We start from the raw sequence: 21595 nt of genomic DNA, 5'->3' as shown, positions 1-21595 counted from the left end.
TAGGGCAATAAAAAGCGGCGGCCGTTGCCGGACGCCGCGATTAGTTTGATAGTGAGTAGGCGTTATAAGGGTTTAAATGTCACCGGCAAACCGTCTGCGGGGAAGATGAGGGGCACCCAGCTGCGCGGCATGTCGTAGCCCTCTTTTACCTGTATTTGGTAACGGGTCAGCAGGTGGAAAAGGAAAAGCTTGGTTTGCACTTCGGCAAAATTTAAGCCCAGGCATTTATGGGCGCCACCGCCGAAGGGCACCCATTGGAAAAAGTGCTTCTTGTCTTCGGCGCGCGCTTTAGAAAATCGCTCTGGATCAAACTTGGTAGGTTCGCTCCAATATTCTTCCATGTAATGGGTGAAGAGCGGCGATATCGCTACTGCTGTGTTTTTGGGTATCTGGTAACCGAAAAGCTCCATGTCTTTTAGGGTGCGCCGCGGAATGGCGGGGACTGGCGGATACATGCGCAGGGCTTCTTTGAAGACCAGTTTGCTGTCCTCCAGTTGGCCTAAGTCGTCGTATTCTAACTGGGTCTTGCCAACGGCCTTGTACTCCTCCCGAAGTCGCTGTTGCCACTCGGGATTTTTAGCCAAGGCGAAAATGATTGAGCAAAGCGTACTTGTTGTGGTGTCGTGAGCCGCAAATAGTAAAAAGATAATATGGTCGCGAACCGCTTCATCGGAAAAATGATTGCCGTCTTCATCCGTGGCATGACATATCTGGGAAAAAATATCGCGGCCCTGCTCGCGGCGCTTGGTGTCGATGTGCGCCATTACAAAATCTTCTAGGTGTTGTCGGCCACGCAGACCTCGGTGCCAAAGGGTGCCGGGTATCGGGAGTTTCACCACCGCCATTGACGCCAACATGGTATCGACAAACGCCTGATTGACGCCGCTGGCCTCGGGCCCCATTTCAACGCCGAGAAAAACTTCGGCCGCTACTTCCAGTAGTAATTGCTTTACGGTGTGCTGGAAATGAAATTCTTGGCCTTTTGGCCACGCGGCTAAGCCGCGTTCAAGCTGGGGGTTCATAGTGTCTAAATAGCCTTCAATGGCGCTTTTTTTGAAGGCGCCCTGAAGAATTTTGCGATCATAGCGATGCGCTTCGGCATCTTTAAGCATTAAGCCATTTGGAAATAAGCGGTCAAGCAGCGGGTTCCATGCCAGCATGCTGGAAAATTGCGCTTCGCTGTTTTTGAGTACAATTTCATTTGCCTCAGGTCCAAGTAAGGTAAGGCTGTGCTGGAAGAGGGTATTGCCTCGGGAAATTTTTCCGTATTTTTTGAAGCGCAGTTCAGTCAAGGCTTTGTAATTGCGCAAAAAGCTAAAGGTCTGGCCAAAGACAGGAAGCCCGCTCGTGCCAGGGATGTGGGAAAGGCTGCGATTTGGACGTCGTGGAAAGTCTGCTTGATCAATGCTCGGGCTGTTCATATTTTTCCTCATTACTGACCTTCGCCATTGTATGGTGGCGTTTTCTAGCGGGCACACTATGGCAGCGGCGTAATGGGGTCTAGTCGGCGCGCGACGGCCTTAGTCGGTATGTGCCAACAACGCTAAGGACGCGGGTAATCGCAATTATGAATGTGTCATAGACTGTGCCTTTGGTCGGGCGCTGCCAACTTCAGGCACCTCAGGACTAACTCCTACTTCGAGACACTGATAGCCTAGGTCTTATGATATTTTCTTGGCTATTAATAATAAAAAGTGACGTTGATATCCGCGATTTTTCTTAAGAATTTTTTCCAAAAGTGTAATTGCTATTATTTTTTACCGTCATTTTTGCCGCTCGTGTAATGATACAAAGAGGAATGAATAGATGTTTGATAGTTTTGTGGATTATTTGGCCTTTCAAGTGAAAATGCGGCCCGATGCATCATTTGGTAGTGATGCCAACGAGCAACTGAGTTATGCGCAAGCTTGGCAGCAAATTGGCCGGGTGGCAGCCCGCTTGCAGGCTGGCGGTGTTGCTAAAGGTGAGCGAGTGGCGATACTCAGTAAAAATTCGCTGAATAATCTGCTGGTTTTCCTAGGGTGCGCGCGAGCTGGCGTGGTGCCGGTCGGCATTAATTACCGACTTACCGCCGATGAAGTGGGTTTTATCGCGGAAAATGCCGAAGCTCGCGTGTTGTTCATCGACGGCGAATTTGCGCCCTTGGTCGGCAGCTATCTTGCGGGGGTGGAGCAGGTTTCAATCGTTGGTGAGCTGGATGGGGCGACACCTTTAGATCGCTGGCTTGGGAATGCTGGTGAGCCTGCCCGAGTGGTTATTCACGGTGATGATGTGCTGTTTCAAATGTACACCAGTGGCACCACCGGCCTGCCCAAAGGCACTTTACTAACCCACCGTAATTTGATCTGTAATAGTATCCAAGCGCCTCTGACAACGGGACGCGCGCCCCGTGCCGGCGATCGCGCTTTGATCATTGCCCCCACCTTCCACGCCTTAGGTTTGGTCGGGGCCTTGATGGCAATGTATTACGGCTGTGATCTAGTCCTACACCGGGACTACGATCCGGTGGGTATGATAGAGACAATGGCTAACGAGAATATTACCTATGTGTCAGTTGTTCCCGTGATGCTGCAATTTTCTCTAGCGTGTGTGCCGGATATTGAGAAATACGATTTTTCTAATTTACGTTGGATTAACTACGGCGCATCACCGATATCGGTTGATTTGCTAAAGCGTTGTTTAGCGGTGTTTGACTGCGAGTTTTATCAAGGCTATGGGCAGACTGAGTCCACCACGGCGTTGACCTTTTTAACTAACGAAGACCACATGCGCGCTTTGCAGGGCAAGCCTGAACTGCTGCGCTCGTGTGGTCGAGCGGTGTTTGGCACAGAGCTGCGGGTGGTTGATGCCAAGGGTAATACCCTGCCGATCGGTGAAGTCGGCGAAATATTAGGGCGTGGTCCACAGGTGATGAAGGGGTATTGGAAGTGTGAGGAAGCAACCGCTAAGACGCTTGTCGATGGCTGGTTGCACACGGGCGATGCCGGTTATCTCGACGAAGATGGCTACCTGTTTCTTAAGGATCGGGTGAAGGATTTGATTATATCGGGGGGGGAAAATATCTACCCTGCTGAAATAGAAAACGTACTTATGAGCCACCCCAAAATTGCAGATGTTGCTGTGATCGGTGTGCCTGATGAGAAGTGGGGCGAGGTTGCATTGGCGGTTATAGTGGCTGGTGATCAAGGCGAGATTACAATTGAGGAGCTGATTAGTCATTGTCGAGAGTCGCTGGCGGGTTTTAAAACGCCCAAGTACTTGGAATACGTGGCTGCGCTGCCGAGGAACCCAAGCGGCAAAATATTGAAAAAAGAGCTGCGGGCTAACATTGTTCCCAAATACCAAGGCGAAGTGGTCTAGTGGCCACTAAGGCACCTTAGTTTGAACAAGCTGATACCGCAATAAGTGAAGTGGTTTTCGGTCATCGACCAACTGGAGTTTAAAATGAGTAAGTTTTTAAGAACCTTATTACAACGCACCTATTTAGCATTGATTGCTATTCCCTTTAAGTTGATGCCGTCGCTGGCGTATATGGCCTTTACTGGCCAAGGTAGCACGGCGCAGCTATGTCGGCACATTGCACGCCAGGGTATCCGAAAAGTTCTCGTGGTGAGTGATAAGCCCTTGGTTGAGTTGGGTATCGTTGCCCGTGCGGTTGATGTACTGACAGAGGAAGGGGTTGTCTGTACGATTTACGATGGAACATTGCCCGATCCGACTTTTTCCATGGTCGATGCGGGGTTGGCGTTGCAAGCCGAATATAGCTGCGATGCGGTACTGGCTATTGGTGGCGGCTCGTCAATTGACTGCGCGAAAACCATAGCATCAGCGGCGAGTAATGGTAGAGATGGTAGGAAATTAGTTGGCTACTTTAAAGTGAAGAAGGCGCCCTTACCTTTATTTGCACTGCCAACAACGTCCGGCACTGGCTCAGAAGCGACGATTGCCGCGGTAATTTCTGATCAGCAAACCCATGAAAAGTTTTTTATTGCCGACCCAAAAATGCTGCCAAAAGCCGTTGCGCTCGACGCCGATTTACTGCTTGGCATGCCGGGAGCTATCACCGCGGCAACCGGAATGGATGCCTTGACCCATGCAATCGAAACGTATATTAGTCTATGGGGCACCGACAGTAGTAACGCCTACGGTTACGCGTCGGTAAAAATGATTTTTGAGTATTTGCCCCGCGCCTATCGTGACGGTAGTGATGCGGTTGCCCGCGAGCAAATGGCAATTGCAGCCTATTATTCTGGTATGGCAATCAATGATGCCGGGGTGGGGAATGTGCATGCAATTGCGCATCAGCTGGGTCGTCAGTACGGAACGCCTCATGGCTTAGCTAACGCTTTGGTGATGCCCGAAGTTCTGCGTTTTATGGCAAAGGCTGCACAGGAGCCGCTGGCGAGATTAGGGCGACTTATCGACGTGGCTGGCAGTGGCGACAGTGATGAAAAAGCGGCTGAGAAATTCATTGATGCTGTCGCTGACTTAAATCGACGCTTAGGTATTCCTGGGTATTTAGATAACTTAAACAAAGCGGATATCCCTGCCATTGCTGCCGCTGCGGTTAAGGAAGGTGCAGCTTATCCGGTGCCCATTTTGATGAGCCGCGCAGAGTGCCAGGCTATTTTAGCGACATTGCTAAGCACGACCGAGAGAGCTGCTGAATTTGCCTAGCGTTGGTTTTCAGACGCATAAAAAAACCGGCAATTGCCGGTTTTTTTATGCGTCATTTTTTGTTACTTGAAACGAAATAAATTGTGTTGTTCACCGCTGGAGACTACACCGCGTTGGCCGATCACGTCTTCGGTCATCAGCTGTGCAAATAGCGCATTGTCTTGCTCAGTATGGGCGATGAAGCGGGCGCCACTGTCTAGGCTGCCAATAATAATACCCTGCTTTGGTCCATTGTTGTCGCAGACCACAGTAAAACTGTCGACGCGGCCATTGCCGTTGGGGGTGTCGTCGATGAGCTGGTGGGGCTGGGCATCAATTTGAGTTTGCAGTGCCGCGTCGTCCCCGCGCTGCCAGTGCATCTCGCTTGGCTTTGCGCTGTAAATGCCGATAGATTCTTTGGTCATATACCAGCCGTTAGCCGTGATTAGCCCATTGTCATTAGGGCGTTCACGAAGTTGCTCTACTAGCGTGACAACGGCGTGCAGGCTATAGCCATGACCGGGGCCGCCAAAATAAGGCAGGCCGCCGGTTATACTGAGGGGGCGCTCACCAAATGGGTCTATATTCAGCGCTTCGCAAGCCATTTCTACCGCAGAGGGGAAGCAGCTATAAATGTCCATTAAGGCGATATCGTCAATATGGCATCCGGCGCGTGCAAGTGCGGTTTCGCCAGCGAGGGCAACTGCGCTAGAGCGCGATAAGTCAGCGCGCTCGGCGACGTACCACACTTCGTTGACGTCCGCGCAGCCGTTGAGATAGATCCACTGATCTTCATTGATACCCAGCTCGCGGGCGGTACCGACAGTCGTCATGATGACGGCGGCGGCCATGTCGATATTCATCTGGGCGCAGAGGTATTTGTTGTAGGGTAGTGCGAGGCAAGGGCTGCGTTCTTCGAAGCTGACGAGCTGTTTAGCGCTGCGTGGTCGTTGGTAAGACCACGCATCTGGATTGGCGGCGGCGGTGTCGCTTAAGCCTTGCATAATTTTACCCATGTGTTCTTGGTGCTCGCTTAAACTGTGTCCGTAGCGGTGGCGAAGGGCATTTTCAAACAGCGCGTACATATGGGTAGGCAGCCATAAATTGTGTCGGAGTTCTTCTGCGTGGGTCCCGCTGCGCTCAGCCCATGGCTGTTGTGTTTCGCCAGCCGCGTCGCTTGGCCAGTGGCTTATGTCGCCACCGCCGCCGAGTAAGTTCTTGAAGCTGGCCGTCAGTTCGCCGCCGCAAATAGCCACAGCGCGGCGCTGACCCTGGTTTAGCTCCTTGGCAAAATGGTTAATCAACATCTGCGGGCCGTTTCCGCCATCGGGCGCTTTCAGGCAGCGCGCGTCCTTGAGTCCAAGGCGCTTAGCGAGTTCTGGGCCGGGAAAACGGCTGATTAATGCACCGAGTTCAGCGGATACCTCGAGCAGGCTGGGCTCAGTGCACAAGGTGTCGATGGCGCCGCGCAGTGCTTCACCGCGTCCACTATTTTTTAGGGCTAGCTCCAAGACATCGTGCAGGGCATCAGTGGGCGTGCGATTCGTGTTACCGGTGTCGCGATACGTCCGCTGGCTGACGCCGACCAGTATGGGGGTGTTGTCGGCTGCATTCATAAGTAATCCCGTTTCAATAATATAGAGCGAATAAGCGCAGAACTTGGCTCCGCTACACTTTATATTGTGAGGTCTTGACTGCGGTAACAGTAGCGCTGGTGATGCCAATTATGTCGGGCTGTGCCAGGGCTGTTTACTCTTGCTTGAATGCGGCGTGATTGGCTCGGCGCATAGCTTGGGGTGAATTTCCGTAGTAGTCACTGAAGGCTCGATTGAAGTTGCTGGGGTGTTTGTAGCCAAGCTGATACGCAATTTGTTTTAAGCTCATTCGCGTATTGTTCAAGTATTCACGGGCTAGCTCCATGCGCACGTCGAGGCAAATTTTTCGGAAACTGCTGCCTGATTGATCTAAATGCCGTCGCAAGCTGCGCGGGCTTAGGCGCAGTAATTTGGCGGTGTTTTCTAGTTTAAAGTGACAGTCCTGAGGTCTTGCCATTAAGAGGCGTTTTACTTGAGGAACAATCCCGGCACTGCGATAGCTGTCGCCGAGCATGTGTTGGACATGGTGAGAGCAAGCAATGAGCGCTTGCTCATTGCCGCTGGGGATGGGGCGTGACAACCACTCTATTGGCAGAGCGATCGTATTTCTTGGTGAGTCAAAATGTACAGTGCAGCCCAGTAGCTCACTATACCGAGCGGCGTGATCTGGTGGGCTGCAACTAAATTCAACATAGTCCGGTGCGGCAGACCGACCCTCAGGCAATATGGCTTGGACATAACGCCATGCGGCGACGCTGCACAGCTCTAAAATAAGTTGCTCGATTGGCAGCGCATTTTCGGTAAGTTGAAACTGGATTAGACCATGTTGCTCGGCGCGCTCGAGCTTGGCTATTACTAAAAAGCTGGCTTCGCTGAATGCGTGGCAACTAATATTCGTTGCTTGCTCGCAATTGGCGGCAGTCAGCATGGCATAGCCGAGTAAGCCTAGGTCACTGAGCTCAGCGAGGTCACCCAACTCTAAGGCAATGGCCGGTGCGTCATGACTGCGCAAGGCGTTTAGTAGCATCAGGGTATTTACCAGCTTATTGCTGCTTTGGTTCTGCCACCACTCCTCGCCAAGATTACAGCGCCGGCCTAGCTCAGCGCAGTCGATCTCGGGGTAGTGTTGTTGCAATAAGCGCCACAGAACCCGCAGTAATCGGGCGCCGAGCTGTTCCATTTCGATTAATTGCACAATGAATAAACTATTTTGGCCATAAATGATAAAAATTGACGGTCACTAATGATAATACTTTAGGGGGCGTAGGGGGACAAGTTTATGTCTTAACTTGTTAGTCTGTGGGTGACAAAGGCTTGCTTTAGCCGCCTACGAATAATAGCCGCGTGTTGGTATGGCCGCGGCAGCAGTCATACTAGATGGAGTGGACAATGCGAACGCCTACAGTGTGTAAAGATTATCTCGATAACCTATTAGCGTATCTTGGCACCCAGGGTGTCAGTGCTCGGCAGTTGCAGTCAGTGCTGCGCTTAGACCCGCTGGGTCATCTCAGTGAGCAGGGCAGGGTGCCGCTGCGATTATTTGAATTAACCCTCGACGCCGGTGCAAGTTTGTTGAATGACCCTTGCTTAGGTGCCCATGCGGGTACACATTGTTCTCGCACGCCATGGGGGATGGTGGACTATCTCGGCATGAGTGCGGCGAATAGCCGTGAGGCGGTAGATGCCATGCAGCGTTATTCTCGCTTACTAATTGATCATGGCGATATGGTGCTCAGCGAGATTAACAGCGAAACAGCGTGTTTGAGTTGGCTGTTGCCCGCGCGTAAACAGGCTTCCCGCCATGTCGTTGAGTTTTTCTTTGCGAATTGGTACCGCGTGAATAAACCCATGTTAGATAAAGGTGGAACGCGTAGAGAAGTGCATTTTGCCCATGGTGGTGGCGGTCGTGAACAGCGAATGGCTGATTTGTTTGAGGCGCCGGTTAAATTTGGCAAAAAAGTAAATGCGGTTCATTTTGGCCGAGAATTACTGGACCAGCCAACACTGTACCCACACCCGGCGATATACAAATCTTTAGATCAGGCTGCCCGCATTGAGATGTCAAATTTGCAGTATGAAGTGCGTTTAATAAAAGAGGTGCGCGACTGTATTATTGATCAGTTGGCTGACGGTGTGCCTCGCCTTGAGGATATCTCGGCGCAGCTTGGTATAGGTACACGCACATTGCAGCGTCGTTTAAACAGCACTGCAACAAGCTACAAAAGCCTAGTTGATGCGACTCGTCGTGAGCGCTCACTTAGACTGATGTCTCAGAGTGAGCTGGCTTTGTTAGATATTTCGGCGGCGCTAGGGTTTAGCGACCAAAGTGCTTTTCAAAAGGCATTTAAACGTTGGTATGGTCAGGCGCCAGGCCGCTTTAGGACAATGTTGCAAGCTGGCTGAGGGCAATGCTGTGCTTGGCTGTGATCGCAAATAGATCAAGGATTCTGCTCAGGATACTGTCGGTGTTTGATAGTTCGCTTCGGATCGTCTGTCGTGGCCCTGCGTAAATAGGCGGACCACGACAGACGGTTTCTTTGCTTTTAAATAGCCTTTAGCAAACGCTTGCCATTTTATGCAGAGACAGGATCAAAGGTGATTGGCATTGATTTAATTGTGTTGATGAAGAATGAACGCATATAGGTCACGTCACCGGCAAATTTAGGGTTGCGGATACGTGGAATAAGTTCTTCAAAGATAATATTCAATTCCATTCGGGCTAAATTCATTCCCAAGCAAAAATGTTCACCAATGCCAAATGCGCGCATTTCGCGGCGTAGTGTTGGCATTTTTTTGGCGCGGTGAATATCAAATTTCATTGCGTCGTCGCCAAACACATCTTCGTCGTGATTCACTGCATGGTAGTGCAATACGACTTTATCGCCTTTCTTTATGTTGTATCCGTTCCATTCAATATCTTGGGTTGCAGTTCGGCGCATCGCAATAAACGCCGTGTTGTAGCGCAGCATTTCTTCAACGGCATCGGCGATATCTTCTGGGTGGTCGACTAGGTGTTGAAGCTGATCTGGGTGCTCCATTAACAGACGCATGCCATGGGCCGTTGCGGTGCGGGTACTTTCGTTACCGCCAACCATAATCAATATAAACATCCAGGCGAACATTTCTTCGGTGACTTTTTGGCCGTCAACTTCGCCGTTTAGTAAAGCCTCTACAACTTGGCTAGTTGGGTTTGCACGCTGCTTGGCGGCGAGTTCAGCGGCATAGCCCATCACTTCAAAGCTTACCGTGTTGGCTTCGTCGCGACCGGTGGCGAGGTCTGGATCATCGGCGAAGGCCATGATGTTCGTCCACTCAAAAAACTGCTTACGGTCTTCCTGTGGAACACCAAGTAGCTCAAGAATGGCCATCAAGGGCAGTTCCGCAGCCACATCTTCTACAAACTCACATTCCCCTTTGCTGGCAACACGATCAATAATGGCGCGTGCGCTCTGGCGCAACCAAGCTTCCATATTGTTCACTGCTTTGGGTGTAAAGGCATCCCTGACAATTTTGCGGTACTTCATGTGTTTCGGCGGATCCATGGAGATAATGATGTTCTCCTGCATAATTGCTTGGATTTCTTCCTCGCCTTCGTGCACTTCCATTGGGAATGCACCCTTCAAATTTGAAGAGAATAAGTCTGGATTCTGAGAGACAAAGTCTAGCGCGTCACGCTTAACCACGGCCCAATATGGCACGCCATTCTCTGGATCTTCCATGTACATCATTGACCCCTGCGCTCGAATACGGGCTAGCTCGTCGTAGGGCATTCCATTTTGATAGGTATCCAAGCTCAGTAGATTGGCAAAAGGGCACTGACTCATTTTATTTCCTCTCCTGTGTTGCCGATACGCGCGGCCTTTACTTTTTGATCGTGCGAGATTTTTGACGGCGATAGATTGCCAACCTTATCAATGAAAGATGTGATAAGAGAGGGGGAATTAGGTCAATGAGCAAGCCTAAGCGGCCAAGTTTTGAAGAAATCAGCTGCGGTCCATGGTGAGGCTCAGCGAGCCATTGCTGGGTATGGCTTTTGCTAAGTAAGAATGGGGGGAGATGGTTTTTAAGGTGTTTTGAATGACCTTAGTGCGGTTAGCTTATCCGTCGAAGAATTCGCCCTAGATTTATTGAATTGTAGGCGTTGGGCCGCACGGCTTAAAGCGCGTTTTATGTTGCAATGGCTAGGCTACCATTCGTATTCACGGCATTATAGGGCGCTGATATATCAATAATAAGGAGCCACCCGTAAATGAAGGTGATTCGTGTGCTTGCAGCGGTGCTGCTGATACTGGCGCTATCGATCTTTTTTTTGGTACGCAACATCGGCAGTGGTCTCGGTGCGATGAGCGTGCAAAACGGTAACTGGGTCACTAATGTGAGCACTGGCTCGACTGACGCCGGAATCATGCTGAAGGCGACTATCGCTATTGGCGGCCTGCTGGCATCCACTCGCGAAAACTCGATGTACTACCGGCTCAACTCGGTCGACGGGCAAGCGCTGCGCCTGAATTGTCGCTATCGAGTCGACGGTAATGATTACGATGCCGACTGGTGGAGTATCACGGCTTATGGCTGGGACAACTTTCTGATACCAAACCCGCAAAAGCGCTACTCCTTCAATAACGAGAATATCCTCCGCAGCCCAGACGGCAGCTGGGTGATTTATGTGGCTGCCGAGGAGCAAGCTGCAAACTGGCTACCTGTCGGGCCTTCGGGGGCGCCGTCTTGGCGCAAGCGTTCAGGGCACAACTTTGATTTGTTATTGCGCCTCTATACGCCTGGTAAGGCTTACCTTGAGCGACCGCACTCGGCTCCCCTGCCGAGGGTTATTTTGGAGAGCTGCTCATGAAATTTCTCAAGTGGTGTCTCGGTATTCTGCTTTGTGCCTATCTTGGCCAGTACCTGTTAGCCCTTGCGTTACCGAATCTTGTAATGGAGGTGCTCTACCATCGAGGTGGGGTAAAGCAGGCTTACAACACCTTGTATATTAAACCGCGCGCGGACGAAGCGAGCCGTGAGGTGGTGCGGCCCAGTCCAGATCTATTCTATGGTAGTTGTATCTACAACTTGGCTGAAGGGCCGCTGTTGATTGAAGCGAAAGTGCCAGAGCGCTATTGGTCTATGCAGTTTTACCAGATGAATACCGATAACTACGCCGGTATGAGCAATCGCCGCGATGAGCATTACCGCATTGGTACGTTCGTTAAGGTGACCTTGATAGGTCCTGACAGTAATCCTGAGGACTACTCCGGTGACGTTATACAGTCGCCAAGTCAGCGGGGCATTATGCTGTTGCGGGTATCGGCAATAGGCGAGGCCGCTGCTGCCTTAACGGCACTTGAACAGAGTCATTGCGGCCCGGCTTAAATCACGTTTCGTGAAACGGCCTGAATTTTCGCCGTTGTTAGTCGCCTTGTTAGCGCTAGCAAAATATTGAGAGGTATCGTCATCATTGCGCTTTAATGTACTGGTAACCTGGGTGGTGTCGGCGTGTAGGGCGCATGTCACTAACGTAGAAACGCTGGCAGTCAAATTTTACTTTGGCTAGCATGCCCTAGATGTATTTCCTTAGGTGCAGAAGCACCCGTCATTCGAGGTCTCATGAACACTGAAAAGCGCATAAAAGTGGGGGATATTGAGCTGGCCGTTCAGGAGTTTGGTGACGCCGGACACCAGGCTATTGTGCTGATTATGGGCCTCGGCATGCCGATGGTCTCGTGGCCGGAGTCATTCTGTGTCGCGTTGGCGGCATAGACACCGCAAAACATATCCCCAATGCGAGTCTTGAATTGTTTGATGGCATGGGCCACGATCTACCAGTACCGCTTTTACCTCAGTTTGTTGCCTTAATAAGCGCTCATTCGCAAATGCACTCACTTTCGGCGGGTGATCTCTGATATAGGGCATTCCGTCATCTGCTTGCAGCTGAATCCGCCTGTGCAGGGGATATCATCAGCCGAAATAGCGGTATAGCGGGTGCGCTATCTGCTTGAATTAATTAATGTCGTACAGATTACTGCGACAATCTCCTGGTGTCGGTACAATAAGCACAGTATGCAACGCTAAGTAGCGTTTCAGAATTTTCCAATTTCTCTAGCGGAAATAATCTGCTGGCGGCATATTTCAAAACCATATGTGTGTTTAATATTGATTGGGGCTGAATGGCTGTCAATTATTTGTAATGAGTGGAGTAAGTAATGGTTGATGTAAGTTCTGCGCGACTAAGTAATATCGTGGTGCACCGAGTTGGTAATAAAACTCGCGAAGAGGGTATGCGTCTTGCAGAAAATGAGTCGGAAGTCAGTGAGTCATTGGCTGAACTGCTTATTAAAAGCTACTTAAGTCCGCTCGCAAAGCAGAGAGAAATATATGACTTCTTCCATGAGTCAGACTTGTCACTGAATACTGTTTCCAATATTACTGGAAAACTATTTGCTGAACAGAGTGACTTTGTACTGCAAACACAGGCGATCGCCAAACACTTATACGCAACATCAACACATCAAAATATCTCCTCTGGTGATCTTGTCTTTTTACTCTTTACTGGGCTTAAAGTTGACGATGTAGAGTCTAGCGGTCTTGCAATATTGAAAATAGAAAATAAAGATTATTTTCTTGAAATAGCTGAATCATCGGATTCATTTGACATTATTGAAAGATCGGGTATATCGCTGAATAAAATACAAAAGGGAGCCTTAGTGCTTCCTAATGAACAAGGTGTTTTTGTCGTCGACAATCTTGGGCAGAAGACCAAATACTGGAAGGATTCCTTTCTAAAGGTATCGCCAAGAGCAACGTCAAAATCCTACGCAAAGATATGTGGCTCTATATTGAAGGGAATAAGTTCGAAAATTGAAGATTCTCAAGATGTTGCTGATTTGAACGAGAAAATTACTGAAAAAATTAATTCATCAGAAATTACGTCTATAGCAGAGATAAAGGATATATCTTCTCAGTACATCGATTCAGAGGCATTGTCTGAGGTGATATCCGGTGTTATGAGCAGCACCGGTGTTGATATTGCCGATGATTATGAAATTAAGTCTCAGGACTTCGCGAAGCAAGCAAAGCCAATAACCAGTCGAGTCAGAGTTAGAGCTGGTGTGGGCTTGGTGATAAGTGATTCAAAATACTCCGTGTCGGGTGTTTCCATTACCGATAACCAAGACGGATTTCAAGCGGTAGTCAACATAAAAGCACGAAAAGAGACATAGTGGCCGTGTGAAATCGCTTCCCGAGTTCAAGTTAAGTTGAAAGCTGGCGGACTCGGTGTGCTGGTCTATACTCAACTTTACTGCTGCAGGTCGAGGGTTATAAAAATTATCCTGAGGCGTATTGTTGGCAATGCGTTGAGTGGCAATAATAATAGAAAATTGGCTGACGTGCTCAGCTGTCGCGAATCAGCGTCACTAATGCTAAGGTGGTAGGGTGTCAGCGTTGGCACTTACTTTAGATGTTGTTGAAAATTGAGCGTAGGGGTATAGATCGTTAGAGGAAAGGTTAGGCGAGTACGAGATCGGCGACGAGACCTAATAATGCTATTTCGTCGCATAAAAGCAAGTTTATAAAAACTCACTAATGTGAATGTCGAATTAATATTATGGAGCAGGACGGTTGATTTCTGAAATGAAAAGCCTCCCCAGTCACATTGCGTCCATTATTTGCGCTGAACCAAAAGCGCATTTCTTATATTCCGCTAAATGAATTCAGAAGTGATAGCCGATTCGCTAGCTTAGTCCCATTTTTAATCGTAGGAAATAATCATGAATAAGCATCGTTTATTATCGATTTTGCTCGCCAGTGCTTTTGTTGGTCCGGCATATGCTCAAACTATGTCCGTTTCCGCGGCAGAGTTAGATAGCCTCAAAGCCCAAATCTCTGCACTGCAGGCCAAACTGGCCGAAATTGAAGAGCAAGCAAAAGCCAATACGACAAGTGTGGCGGTAAATGCTAAAACACTTGCTGAGCAGAAGCCTGTTAGCGTTGCGTCGGAGAAAGCGAAGTCTGAGGATGGCATCACGGTAGGGGGTGCGATTCGCACCAATTTTAATTATACCTCCTATAGCGAAGGCAATAAGGATCGTGGCGGCGATTTCGATTTCGATATCTTTCGACTGAATCTGCGAGGCGAAATCGGCGATGTATCGCTTAATGGCGAAATTCGCTTCTTTGATTATATGACGGCGATTAAATACGCTTATGTAGGTTATCAATTTAGCGAAAACTGGGAAGTGAACGCAGGCATCACTAAGGTGCCCTTTGGCAATAGCCCTTATAATTCGCAAAACTATTTTTTCAGTACCAATTATTACCTCGGTTTGGAAGATGATTTTGATCTGGGCGTCGTGTTCAAGCGTAGTATTGCTAATAATTGGCAGTTAGATTTAGGCTTCTTTAAAAATGATGAGCTCGGTGGCGTAGATGGATACGTAGATAATCGTTCAGATCGCTATTCTTACGATATTGTTGGCGCTCGTACGGCAGGTGAAGGAATTTACGATGAGCCGGGTCAAACCTTGGCTGAATACAACACCTTTAGTGGACGCTTTGCCTATCATTTTAAACAAGGCGAGTTAACGACAGAAGTCGGTGTGTCTGCGCTGAGTGGTGGTATACATGACGGTGAGAGCAGGGCGGGCGATTATCAGGCCTTGGCATTGCACGCGAATAGCCAATATCAACGCTGGCATTTGCAGCTGCAACACAGTGAATATCGCTACGACATTGATCAACTAGAGCAAATTGCCATTGGCGCCTACTCGTTCTACGACACCATTGCTGCAGAAGCGACGTCTACCACGCTAAATGTCGCTTACGATTTAGCCGTCAACTTTGGCGCAGTAACAGGTCTGCAATTTTATAATAACTACGGTGTTGTTTACGACAAGTCAGATGACACCGCGAATACGGTAATGAACGTTACTGGGGTGTCAGTCGCGGCAGGTGGTTTGTTCACATACTTTGACTGGGTGCATGCGAAAAATCAGCCTTTTGTGGGTGGCAGTGGTGCCGGTGATAGCGGCGATTACGAGCAGCGCTTTAATATCAATATTGGATACTACTTTTGAGCTTAGGAAATGCATACACCCATAAACTAACACACGTACTAAGGATAATCTGATGACAGATAATAAGGATCCCATGGTTCCTGATGGCCAGGTCACTCCAATAGATACCGACTATCAAGTAGGCCAAGACAATATTGTGTTGAATATAGGGCCATTTGGCTTAGATATACACAATAGGGTGTTTGCTATCTCGGCTTTCGCGGTAATTGCCTTTGTTGCGCTTACGCTGTTTTTTCAAGAGCAAGCCGAGCCGATGTTCAGTGGCGTGCGGAATTGGCTAACGTCTAACTTAGATTGGTTTTTTATTAGTGCAGCAAATGTTTTTGTACTGATATGTTTGGTGCTAGTGGTCTCGCCACTAGGGCGTGTGCGTTTGGGTGGTACGGAGGCAACGCCGGACTATAGCTATTTAGGTTGGTTTTCGATGTTGTTTGCCGCTGGCATGGGTATTGGCCTCATGTTTTACGGCGTTTCGGAGCCCCTTACGCATTTTACGACCTCATTTGCCGGTACCGCAGCTGAGAATGGCGTGCGCAGCGACTGGGCTCCTTTAGGTGGTGCAGTGGGCGATGCCGAGTCAGCTGAACGCTTGGCGATGGCCGCTACAATTTATCACTGGGCGCTGCACCCGTGGGCTATTTACGCGGTAATGGCACTGGGTTTAGCCTTGTTTTCTTTCAACAAGGGCTTGCCGTTAACGATTCGCTCCGTATTTTACCCGCTCTTAGGTGAGCGGATTTGGGGTTGGCCTGGGCATATCATCGATATTTTGGCCGTGTTGGCAACGATATTCGGCTTGGCGACGTCCTTGGGCTTAGGGGCATCGCAAGCGGCCTCCGGTTTGAATTATTTATTTGGTATTCCCTTGGGTGGAACCACCCAAATCCTGCTTGTCATCGGAATCACCGCCATCGCGCTGATATCTGTGGTAAAGGGCTTGGACGCGGGCGTAAAAAAATTATCTGAAATCAATATGATGCTCGCGATGCTGTTGCTAGCTTTTGTGGTGATTGTTGGTCCAACGCTGGCTATCGCCACCGGCTTTATTGATAACATCATTGCCTATTTCCGCTACTTGCCGGAACTAGCCAACCCGGTAGGCCGCGAAGACAGTAATTTTGCCTCCGGTTGGACGGCATTTTATTGGGCGTGGTGGATATCGTGGAGCCCATTTGTGGGGATGTTTATCGCCCGGGTTTCGCGTGGTCGCACGGTGCGGGAATTTATTATTTCTGTGTTGCTGATACCGTCTACGGCCTGTGTATTTTGGATGACGGCATTTGGTGGCACTGCGATCAAGCAAGTTGTGACTGATGGTTATCAGAAAGTGGTTGACGCGGACTTGCCCTTGCAGCTATTTAGCATGCTCGATGTATTGCCGTTATCCAGCATCACGTCGTTTATCGCAATTGTGTTGGTAATCGTATTTTTTGTTACCTCGTCGGATTCCGGATCGCTAGTGATTGACGTGATTTCGGCAGGGGGCAAGGTCGATTCGCCAACGCCGCAGCGCGTATTTTGGTGTTTATTTGAAGGCTTGGTTGCTGTAGCACTTATTTTGGGTGGCGGGCTGGTCGCCTTGCAGGCAATGGCAGTGTCGACGGGCTTACCTTTTACCTTGGTTCTGCTGGTTGCTGCATTTTCGATGATTAAGGGCCTGATGTCTGAGCCCAGGTAATAATTTAGCTTGGTGGTGGCCCGTTTGGCGTTCATTATGGATTCTGGCTGGGCCTAAACAATAAATCACGGAGTAGGATAATGCTGGCGGAGCAATCCGAAGTATTGGATTTTTTCAGACGTCACCCGCCATTTGCAAATTTACCGGATGACGTGCTGGCTACGGTAGCTGCAAATGTTGAGGTCGCGTATTACCGGGCGCAGTCTGCTATTTTGGCCTTAGGACAAGATAATCATCAATGGTATGTGATCCGCAGTGGCGCGGTTGAGGTTTTTCGACGAGACGGCCAACTTTATAATCGTTTAGGTTTAGGTGAATTTTTCGGCGAGCAAAGCTTAATGTTAAATCGCCCTGTTCGCTTTCCAGTGACAGCCCTAGAAGATACCTTGGTATACCTCATTAGTGACGAGACATTTAATTATTTATTCGATAATTTCGAGCATTTTGCTGACTTTGTTGAAGTAGAAGACCAGACGCGTTTGCGTCAATCTATCGCCAAAGGCGAAGACGACGACTCTTTGCTTACCGCTAAAATAAGCACTTTAATCACCACCTTACCCGTTACTGTGTCGAGCACCACGACCGTGCATCAGGCCGCGATTCGCATGACTGAGGAAAACGTATCCTCGTTGCTAATCACCCTTAACGAACAGGACTCGCCAGGGCGGCCAGCTCAGGTGGTTGGTATTGTTACAGACTTGGATATTCGCGGGCGCCTAGTGGCGATGGGCTTAAGCAGCGACATTCCGGTGGCAGATATTATGACCACCGAATTGATTTATGTGCAAAGTCATCAATTTGTCTTCGACGCGATGATGCTAATGCTCAAATACAAGGTGCAGCATCTGCCAGTATTGAAAAAAGGCGTACCGGTGGGCTTGATTAGTCATCTTGATATTTTGCGTTACGAGTCGCAAAACAGTTTGTTTGTCGTTAAAAGTATTTTTAATGCCCAGAGTGTTGATGAACTTGCGGTGCTTCTGCCAGAAGCTCAAGCGTGTTTCGCGCGCATGGTTCATCAGGACGCCAATTCCCAAATGATTGGGAGTGCGATGGCGGTGATAGGCCGCAGTTTTAAACAGCGCTTATGCGAGCTGGGCGAGGCCGAGTTGGGCGTTCCTCCTGTGCCTTATTGCTTTTTAGCCTTGGGCTCAATGGCGCGGGGTGAACAGCTTATCGTGACGGATCAAGACAACGCCCTTATTCTTGATAACAGCTTTGTTGCCGAGCAGCACGACGCGTATTTTAGCGCCTTGGCGAACTTTGTCAGTGACGGCTTAGCACGCTGTGGCTACAGTTATTGCACTGGCAATATAATGGCCAGCAACACGAAGTGGCGCCAACCATTAGCTGTTTGGCAGCAATATTTTAATGAATGGGTTGAGAAACCCACCGCAGAATCATTATTACACAGCGCTATTTTCTTTGATTTAGAAGGCGTATGGGGGCAGTGCCACTGGGCAGAAGAATTGAATCAGTTGATTCGCCAAAAGGCGCAAACCAATGCGCGATTTTTAGCCTGTATGGCTCGTAATGCCTTGCTCAGAACTCCGCCACTGGGTTTCTTTAAAGATTTTGTGATGGAAACCGATGGTCGCCAAACGAATTCCATCAATATGAAGCGTCGAGGGACCGGCCCCATTGCCGACCTTGTGCGCGTGCATACCTTGGCGGTGGGATCGTCGGCGCGCAATACCTTTGAACGCCTAGAAGATATTATTGCAGCAGGAATACTGCCGCCCGGTCGGGGACTTGATTTGCGTGACGCACTGGAATTTATTGCGATGGTGAGGATTCGCCATCAAGCCTTAGATATTGAATTGAAACGTGAGCCAGACAACAATATTGAGCCTGAGAATTTGTCGGATTTTGAACGGAAAAATCTTAAAGAGGCGTTTCAAATACTAAGCAATGCCCAACGTTTTCTGAAATTCAGGTATCAGCCGGGCAGGGTTGGTTGAGAGGCTTTTATGTTTTATCTCGCTAAAGATCAAATGTCTGGCCAAGCTCGAGCTATGCCGCAGGGCAAACGATTGGATTGGCCTAGTCGTTTTGCTTTTTTGGCTGAAGCGAGCAAACACCCAAGCTTAAAGGCGTTTTATCAACAAGGCGTAGTTGCCGCGTCCACCCCAATTACCGAGGTGTCTTTGGTGGCTTTGGACTTTGAAACAACAGGCTTAGATCCACGTCGCGATAGCATTGTGAGTATCGGCTTGGTGCCTATGAACATAAGTCGGATACGCTGTAATGGTGCAAAACATTGGGTCATTAAGCCAGAAACGCGTCTACATCCAAGCTCTGTCATGATTCATGGTATTACGCATTCCGTTGTGGAAGATGCCCCTGAATTCTCCACTGTTATCGATACGCTGCTCGCGCACTTGCAGGGCAAGATGATTGTTGTTCATTACAGCGCGATTGAGCGACGATTTCTGCATGCGGCATTGATGCGCCATATCCAAGAAGGTATAGAATTTCCCGTTATCGATACGATGGAAATTGAGGCGAGATATAGTCGTACGTGGCGCCAAACCTTGTGGAATGGCTTAATGGGGCGCCAACCTAGCTCGATTCGGCTCACGGATAGCCGTACTCGCTATCATTTGCCCTATTATCGACAACATCATGCCTTAACTGATGCATTAGCCTGCGGCGAGTTACTTCAAGCTCAGTGCGCAACGCATTTCACGCCAAGTACACCGCTCAGCGCATTATGGAGTTAAACCTATGCGCTATGCTGAATTACCTTAAATAGTGATTCAAACCTACTCAGTGTTTGCATAGTATCCCTAGTTAATCAGTCAGTGATAAATAGGGGGCAAAGCGGTTAGTGTGGATTCACTTAAATCCGTTTTAGCGTCCTATTTTAATTAATGTAGATTTAATCGGAATTTTAATAACGATGGAGAAAATAATAGTGCGATTGGTGTGTGTGATATTGGCCAGTGCTATCTTGGCTGCCTGTGGCGGCAGCTCAAACTCAGGTAGTTCAAACGCTGGCGGGGCGACTAACGCAAGTGGTTTGACGTCGTGGCCAGCGTCTCAGGAGGGTGAAAATCCGCCGCCGGCGCCTGAACAGTTTGAACCCATTATCAGCAATGGCGACGAACTAGCTAGTATGCTGCCGGGTAATGTCGCCAATCGTCTGTTTGACCCCGCCGCCTTCGGTTACACCATAAACGATATTAGTGATCCGGTTATTGTCGAACACATGGTGCGCTCCACCTTCGCTCAGTTGCAAGATGGGTCGCGTCTGCAGCATGCCTATCACTGGTATGGCCACCCTTATGAGAATGCCGAGGTCGCTTTAATACCAGTAGAGTTCCTGAATCGCTATGGCACTAAATTATATGGTGAAATCGTTTTGCCTTACGCGGCAAAAGGCAGTCCTAAAGAGGGGCCGTTTCCCGTTATTTTCGCCCTACAGGGTCTGAATACCAATGTGGGTATGTACCGCTGGTGGCATCGTTTATTTGCGGACAATGGCTATATGGTGTTTGCCTTTGATTTTAGTGGCCAAGGTCATTCTGACGATGAGGTTGACGGTGATCCTGGCAATAATTTGCATGATGCTCAAGACGCCATGAACTATCTGTTTAAGCAGTCGTCGGTTGCCAGTGTACTCAATGCAGAGCAAGTAGGTGTCATCGGTCATAGCATGGGCGCGGGTGCGGTTTTGCGGGTGCAGGAGCAGGAGGCGGCAAACGCGACGGAGCCCAATCCTGTGCGGATCAAGGCTGGTGTGGCGGCTGCACCAGTGGGTGAGTCGGTGAGCGCGAGCCCGATTCCCATCATGATCCAGACCGGCGACCACGACGGCCCCATTGCCCCCATTCCATTTGCAAACCCGGCTGTAGTTAGGCCGCTTTACGATAGCTTTGCCAGTGATCGGGCATTTATTGTTGCGGAAGCCTCCAGTCACGGTCAGCACACCAATTACCCCTTAATACCAACCGCGACCTGGGGCCGGGACATCGCTGCTAGCTACTCATTGGCTTGGATGAACTATTACTTGCGTGGTGATACCTCTGCATTGTCAGTGCTAGAGGGTGGTCACCCGCATCTTTCTTATTTGCACGATAGTGCAACACGAATTAATGGTCTTGAAAAAAGTTATCGAGGTAATGGCGTAGTACCGGACCCTGCCGAGTTTCAATGAGTCCTATATCGGTACTTTAGCGTCAGCGGGTACTAAACGATGGCGTGAATGACGCGGTGTTATTTCTTGAGTTTAACGCACAGATATCTAGCGGCCCAGTATGACTGCGTGTGACAAAGAGCTCTGGCTGAGCTCTTTGTCTGTAATATGAGATTTTTTCAGCTTATAGCGAATGCGTCAGACTTTCACTCCGTTACGGGGTGGGCTCCTGCCTACGCAGGAGCGACATTAAATTTAATGCCTACTACGCAATCACACTTGTTACTGCTTCATGCCTGCCGCTACCTCATACAGGGCCGCACCTAGCTATTACGAAGTCATACCTGACTACGATGTTATAGCTGTTGCTACGAAGCCCTAGCTGTTGCTATGAAGTCATACCTGCGCAGGCAGGTATCCATGTGAGCGAATGCCCTTGGGAGCTGCAGAGCCGATTAAA

16 protein-coding genes are annotated in these 21595 nt (G+C 49.3%); 12 read left to right on the top strand and 4 right to left on the bottom strand.

Translation table 11 applies throughout. From position 1 onward, the window contains the following. Nucleotides 1-62: 62 nt before the first annotated feature. Nucleotides 63-1421, bottom strand: coding sequence for a cytochrome P450 (locus HNQ57_RS02340; RefSeq protein WP_184461001.1), 1359 nt, complete (start codon nucleotides 1419-1421; stop codon nucleotides 63-65). A 385-nt stretch (nucleotides 1422-1806) separates the two neighbouring features. Here HNQ57_RS02340 and HNQ57_RS02335 point away from each other — a divergent pair, with 385 nt between their 5' ends. Together HNQ57_RS02335 and HNQ57_RS02330 are read left to right on the top strand one after the other, a co-directional pair. Continuing rightward, entirely contained in the window at nucleotides 1807-3360 is a 1554-nt protein-coding gene (locus HNQ57_RS02335) for a long-chain-fatty-acid--CoA ligase (protein WP_184461000.1), read from the top strand. Nucleotides 3361-3444: 84 nt separating this feature from the next. Beyond that, entirely contained in the window at nucleotides 3445-4677 is a 1233-nt protein-coding gene (locus HNQ57_RS02330; RefSeq protein WP_184460999.1) for an iron-containing alcohol dehydrogenase, read from the top strand. Between the two features lie 62 nt (nucleotides 4678-4739). Here the strand turns inward: HNQ57_RS02330 and HNQ57_RS02325 are convergent, their stop codons facing one another. Beyond that, nucleotides 4740-6272, bottom strand: coding sequence for a hypothetical protein (locus HNQ57_RS02325; protein WP_184460998.1), 1533 nt, complete (start codon nucleotides 6270-6272; stop codon nucleotides 4740-4742). Nucleotides 6273-6405: 133 nt separating this feature from the next. Further along, a complete protein-coding gene (locus HNQ57_RS02320) occupies nucleotides 6406-7446 on the bottom strand; it encodes a helix-turn-helix domain-containing protein (protein WP_184460997.1) in 1041 nt (346 codons plus the stop codon). 194 nt (nucleotides 7447-7640) lie between these two features. Here HNQ57_RS02320 and HNQ57_RS02315 point away from each other — a divergent pair, with 194 nt between their 5' ends. Further along, nucleotides 7641-8654, top strand: coding sequence for an AraC family transcriptional regulator (locus tag HNQ57_RS02315; protein WP_184460996.1), 1014 nt, complete (start codon nucleotides 7641-7643; stop codon nucleotides 8652-8654). Between the two features lie 170 nt (nucleotides 8655-8824). Here the strand turns inward: HNQ57_RS02315 and HNQ57_RS02310 are convergent, their stop codons facing one another. After that, complete coding sequence (locus HNQ57_RS02310) at nucleotides 8825-10075, bottom strand: cytochrome P450 (RefSeq protein ID WP_184460995.1); 1251 nt, start codon at nucleotides 10073-10075, stop codon at nucleotides 8825-8827. A 425-nt stretch (nucleotides 10076-10500) separates the two neighbouring features. Here HNQ57_RS02310 and HNQ57_RS02305 point away from each other — a divergent pair, with 425 nt between their 5' ends. From HNQ57_RS02305 to HNQ57_RS02265, 9 genes are all read left to right on the top strand, one after another. After that, nucleotides 10501-11100 (top strand): DUF1214 domain-containing protein, encoded by a 600-nt coding sequence (locus HNQ57_RS02305; protein WP_184460994.1) that lies wholly within the window; start codon nucleotides 10501-10503, stop codon nucleotides 11098-11100. Beyond that, entirely contained in the window at nucleotides 11097-11618 is a 522-nt protein-coding gene (locus HNQ57_RS02300) for a DUF1254 domain-containing protein (RefSeq protein WP_184460993.1), read from the top strand. Before HNQ57_RS02305 ends, HNQ57_RS02300 begins: the two co-directional genes overlap by 4 nt. Before the next feature lie 234 nt (nucleotides 11619-11852). After that, nucleotides 11853-12005, top strand: coding sequence for an alpha/beta fold hydrolase (locus tag HNQ57_RS02295; protein ID WP_184460992.1), 153 nt, complete (start codon nucleotides 11853-11855; stop codon nucleotides 12003-12005). A gap of 443 nt (nucleotides 12006-12448) precedes the next feature. Continuing rightward, nucleotides 12449-13465, top strand: coding sequence for a nucleoid-associated protein (locus tag HNQ57_RS02290; protein WP_184460991.1), 1017 nt, complete (start codon nucleotides 12449-12451; stop codon nucleotides 13463-13465). A 549-nt stretch (nucleotides 13466-14014) separates the two neighbouring features. Then, nucleotides 14015-15319 (top strand): porin, encoded by a 1305-nt coding sequence (locus tag HNQ57_RS02285; RefSeq protein ID WP_184460990.1) that lies wholly within the window; start codon nucleotides 14015-14017, stop codon nucleotides 15317-15319. Between the two features lie 52 nt (nucleotides 15320-15371). Beyond that, nucleotides 15372-16997 (top strand): BCCT family transporter, encoded by a 1626-nt coding sequence (locus HNQ57_RS02280; protein ID WP_184460989.1) that lies wholly within the window; start codon nucleotides 15372-15374, stop codon nucleotides 16995-16997. An 80-nt stretch (nucleotides 16998-17077) separates the two neighbouring features. After that, entirely contained in the window at nucleotides 17078-18958 is a 1881-nt protein-coding gene (locus tag HNQ57_RS02275) for a DUF294 nucleotidyltransferase-like domain-containing protein (RefSeq protein ID WP_184460988.1), read from the top strand. A gap of 9 nt (nucleotides 18959-18967) precedes the next feature. After that, a complete protein-coding gene (locus tag HNQ57_RS02270; protein WP_184460987.1) occupies nucleotides 18968-19720 on the top strand; it encodes a 3'-5' exonuclease in 753 nt (250 codons plus the stop codon). Between the two features lie 194 nt (nucleotides 19721-19914). After that, entirely contained in the window at nucleotides 19915-21156 is a 1242-nt protein-coding gene (locus HNQ57_RS02265) for an alpha/beta hydrolase family protein (protein WP_226968251.1), read from the top strand. Nucleotides 21157-21595: the final 439 nt, after the last annotated feature.

This window comes from Zhongshania antarctica (assembly GCF_014202945.1).
GTDB classification, from domain to species: Bacteria; Pseudomonadota; Gammaproteobacteria; order Pseudomonadales; family Spongiibacteraceae; genus Spongiibacter; species Spongiibacter antarcticus.
Note: the sequence above shows the minus strand (reverse complement) of the source record. Positions and strands in the feature narration are given on the sequence as shown.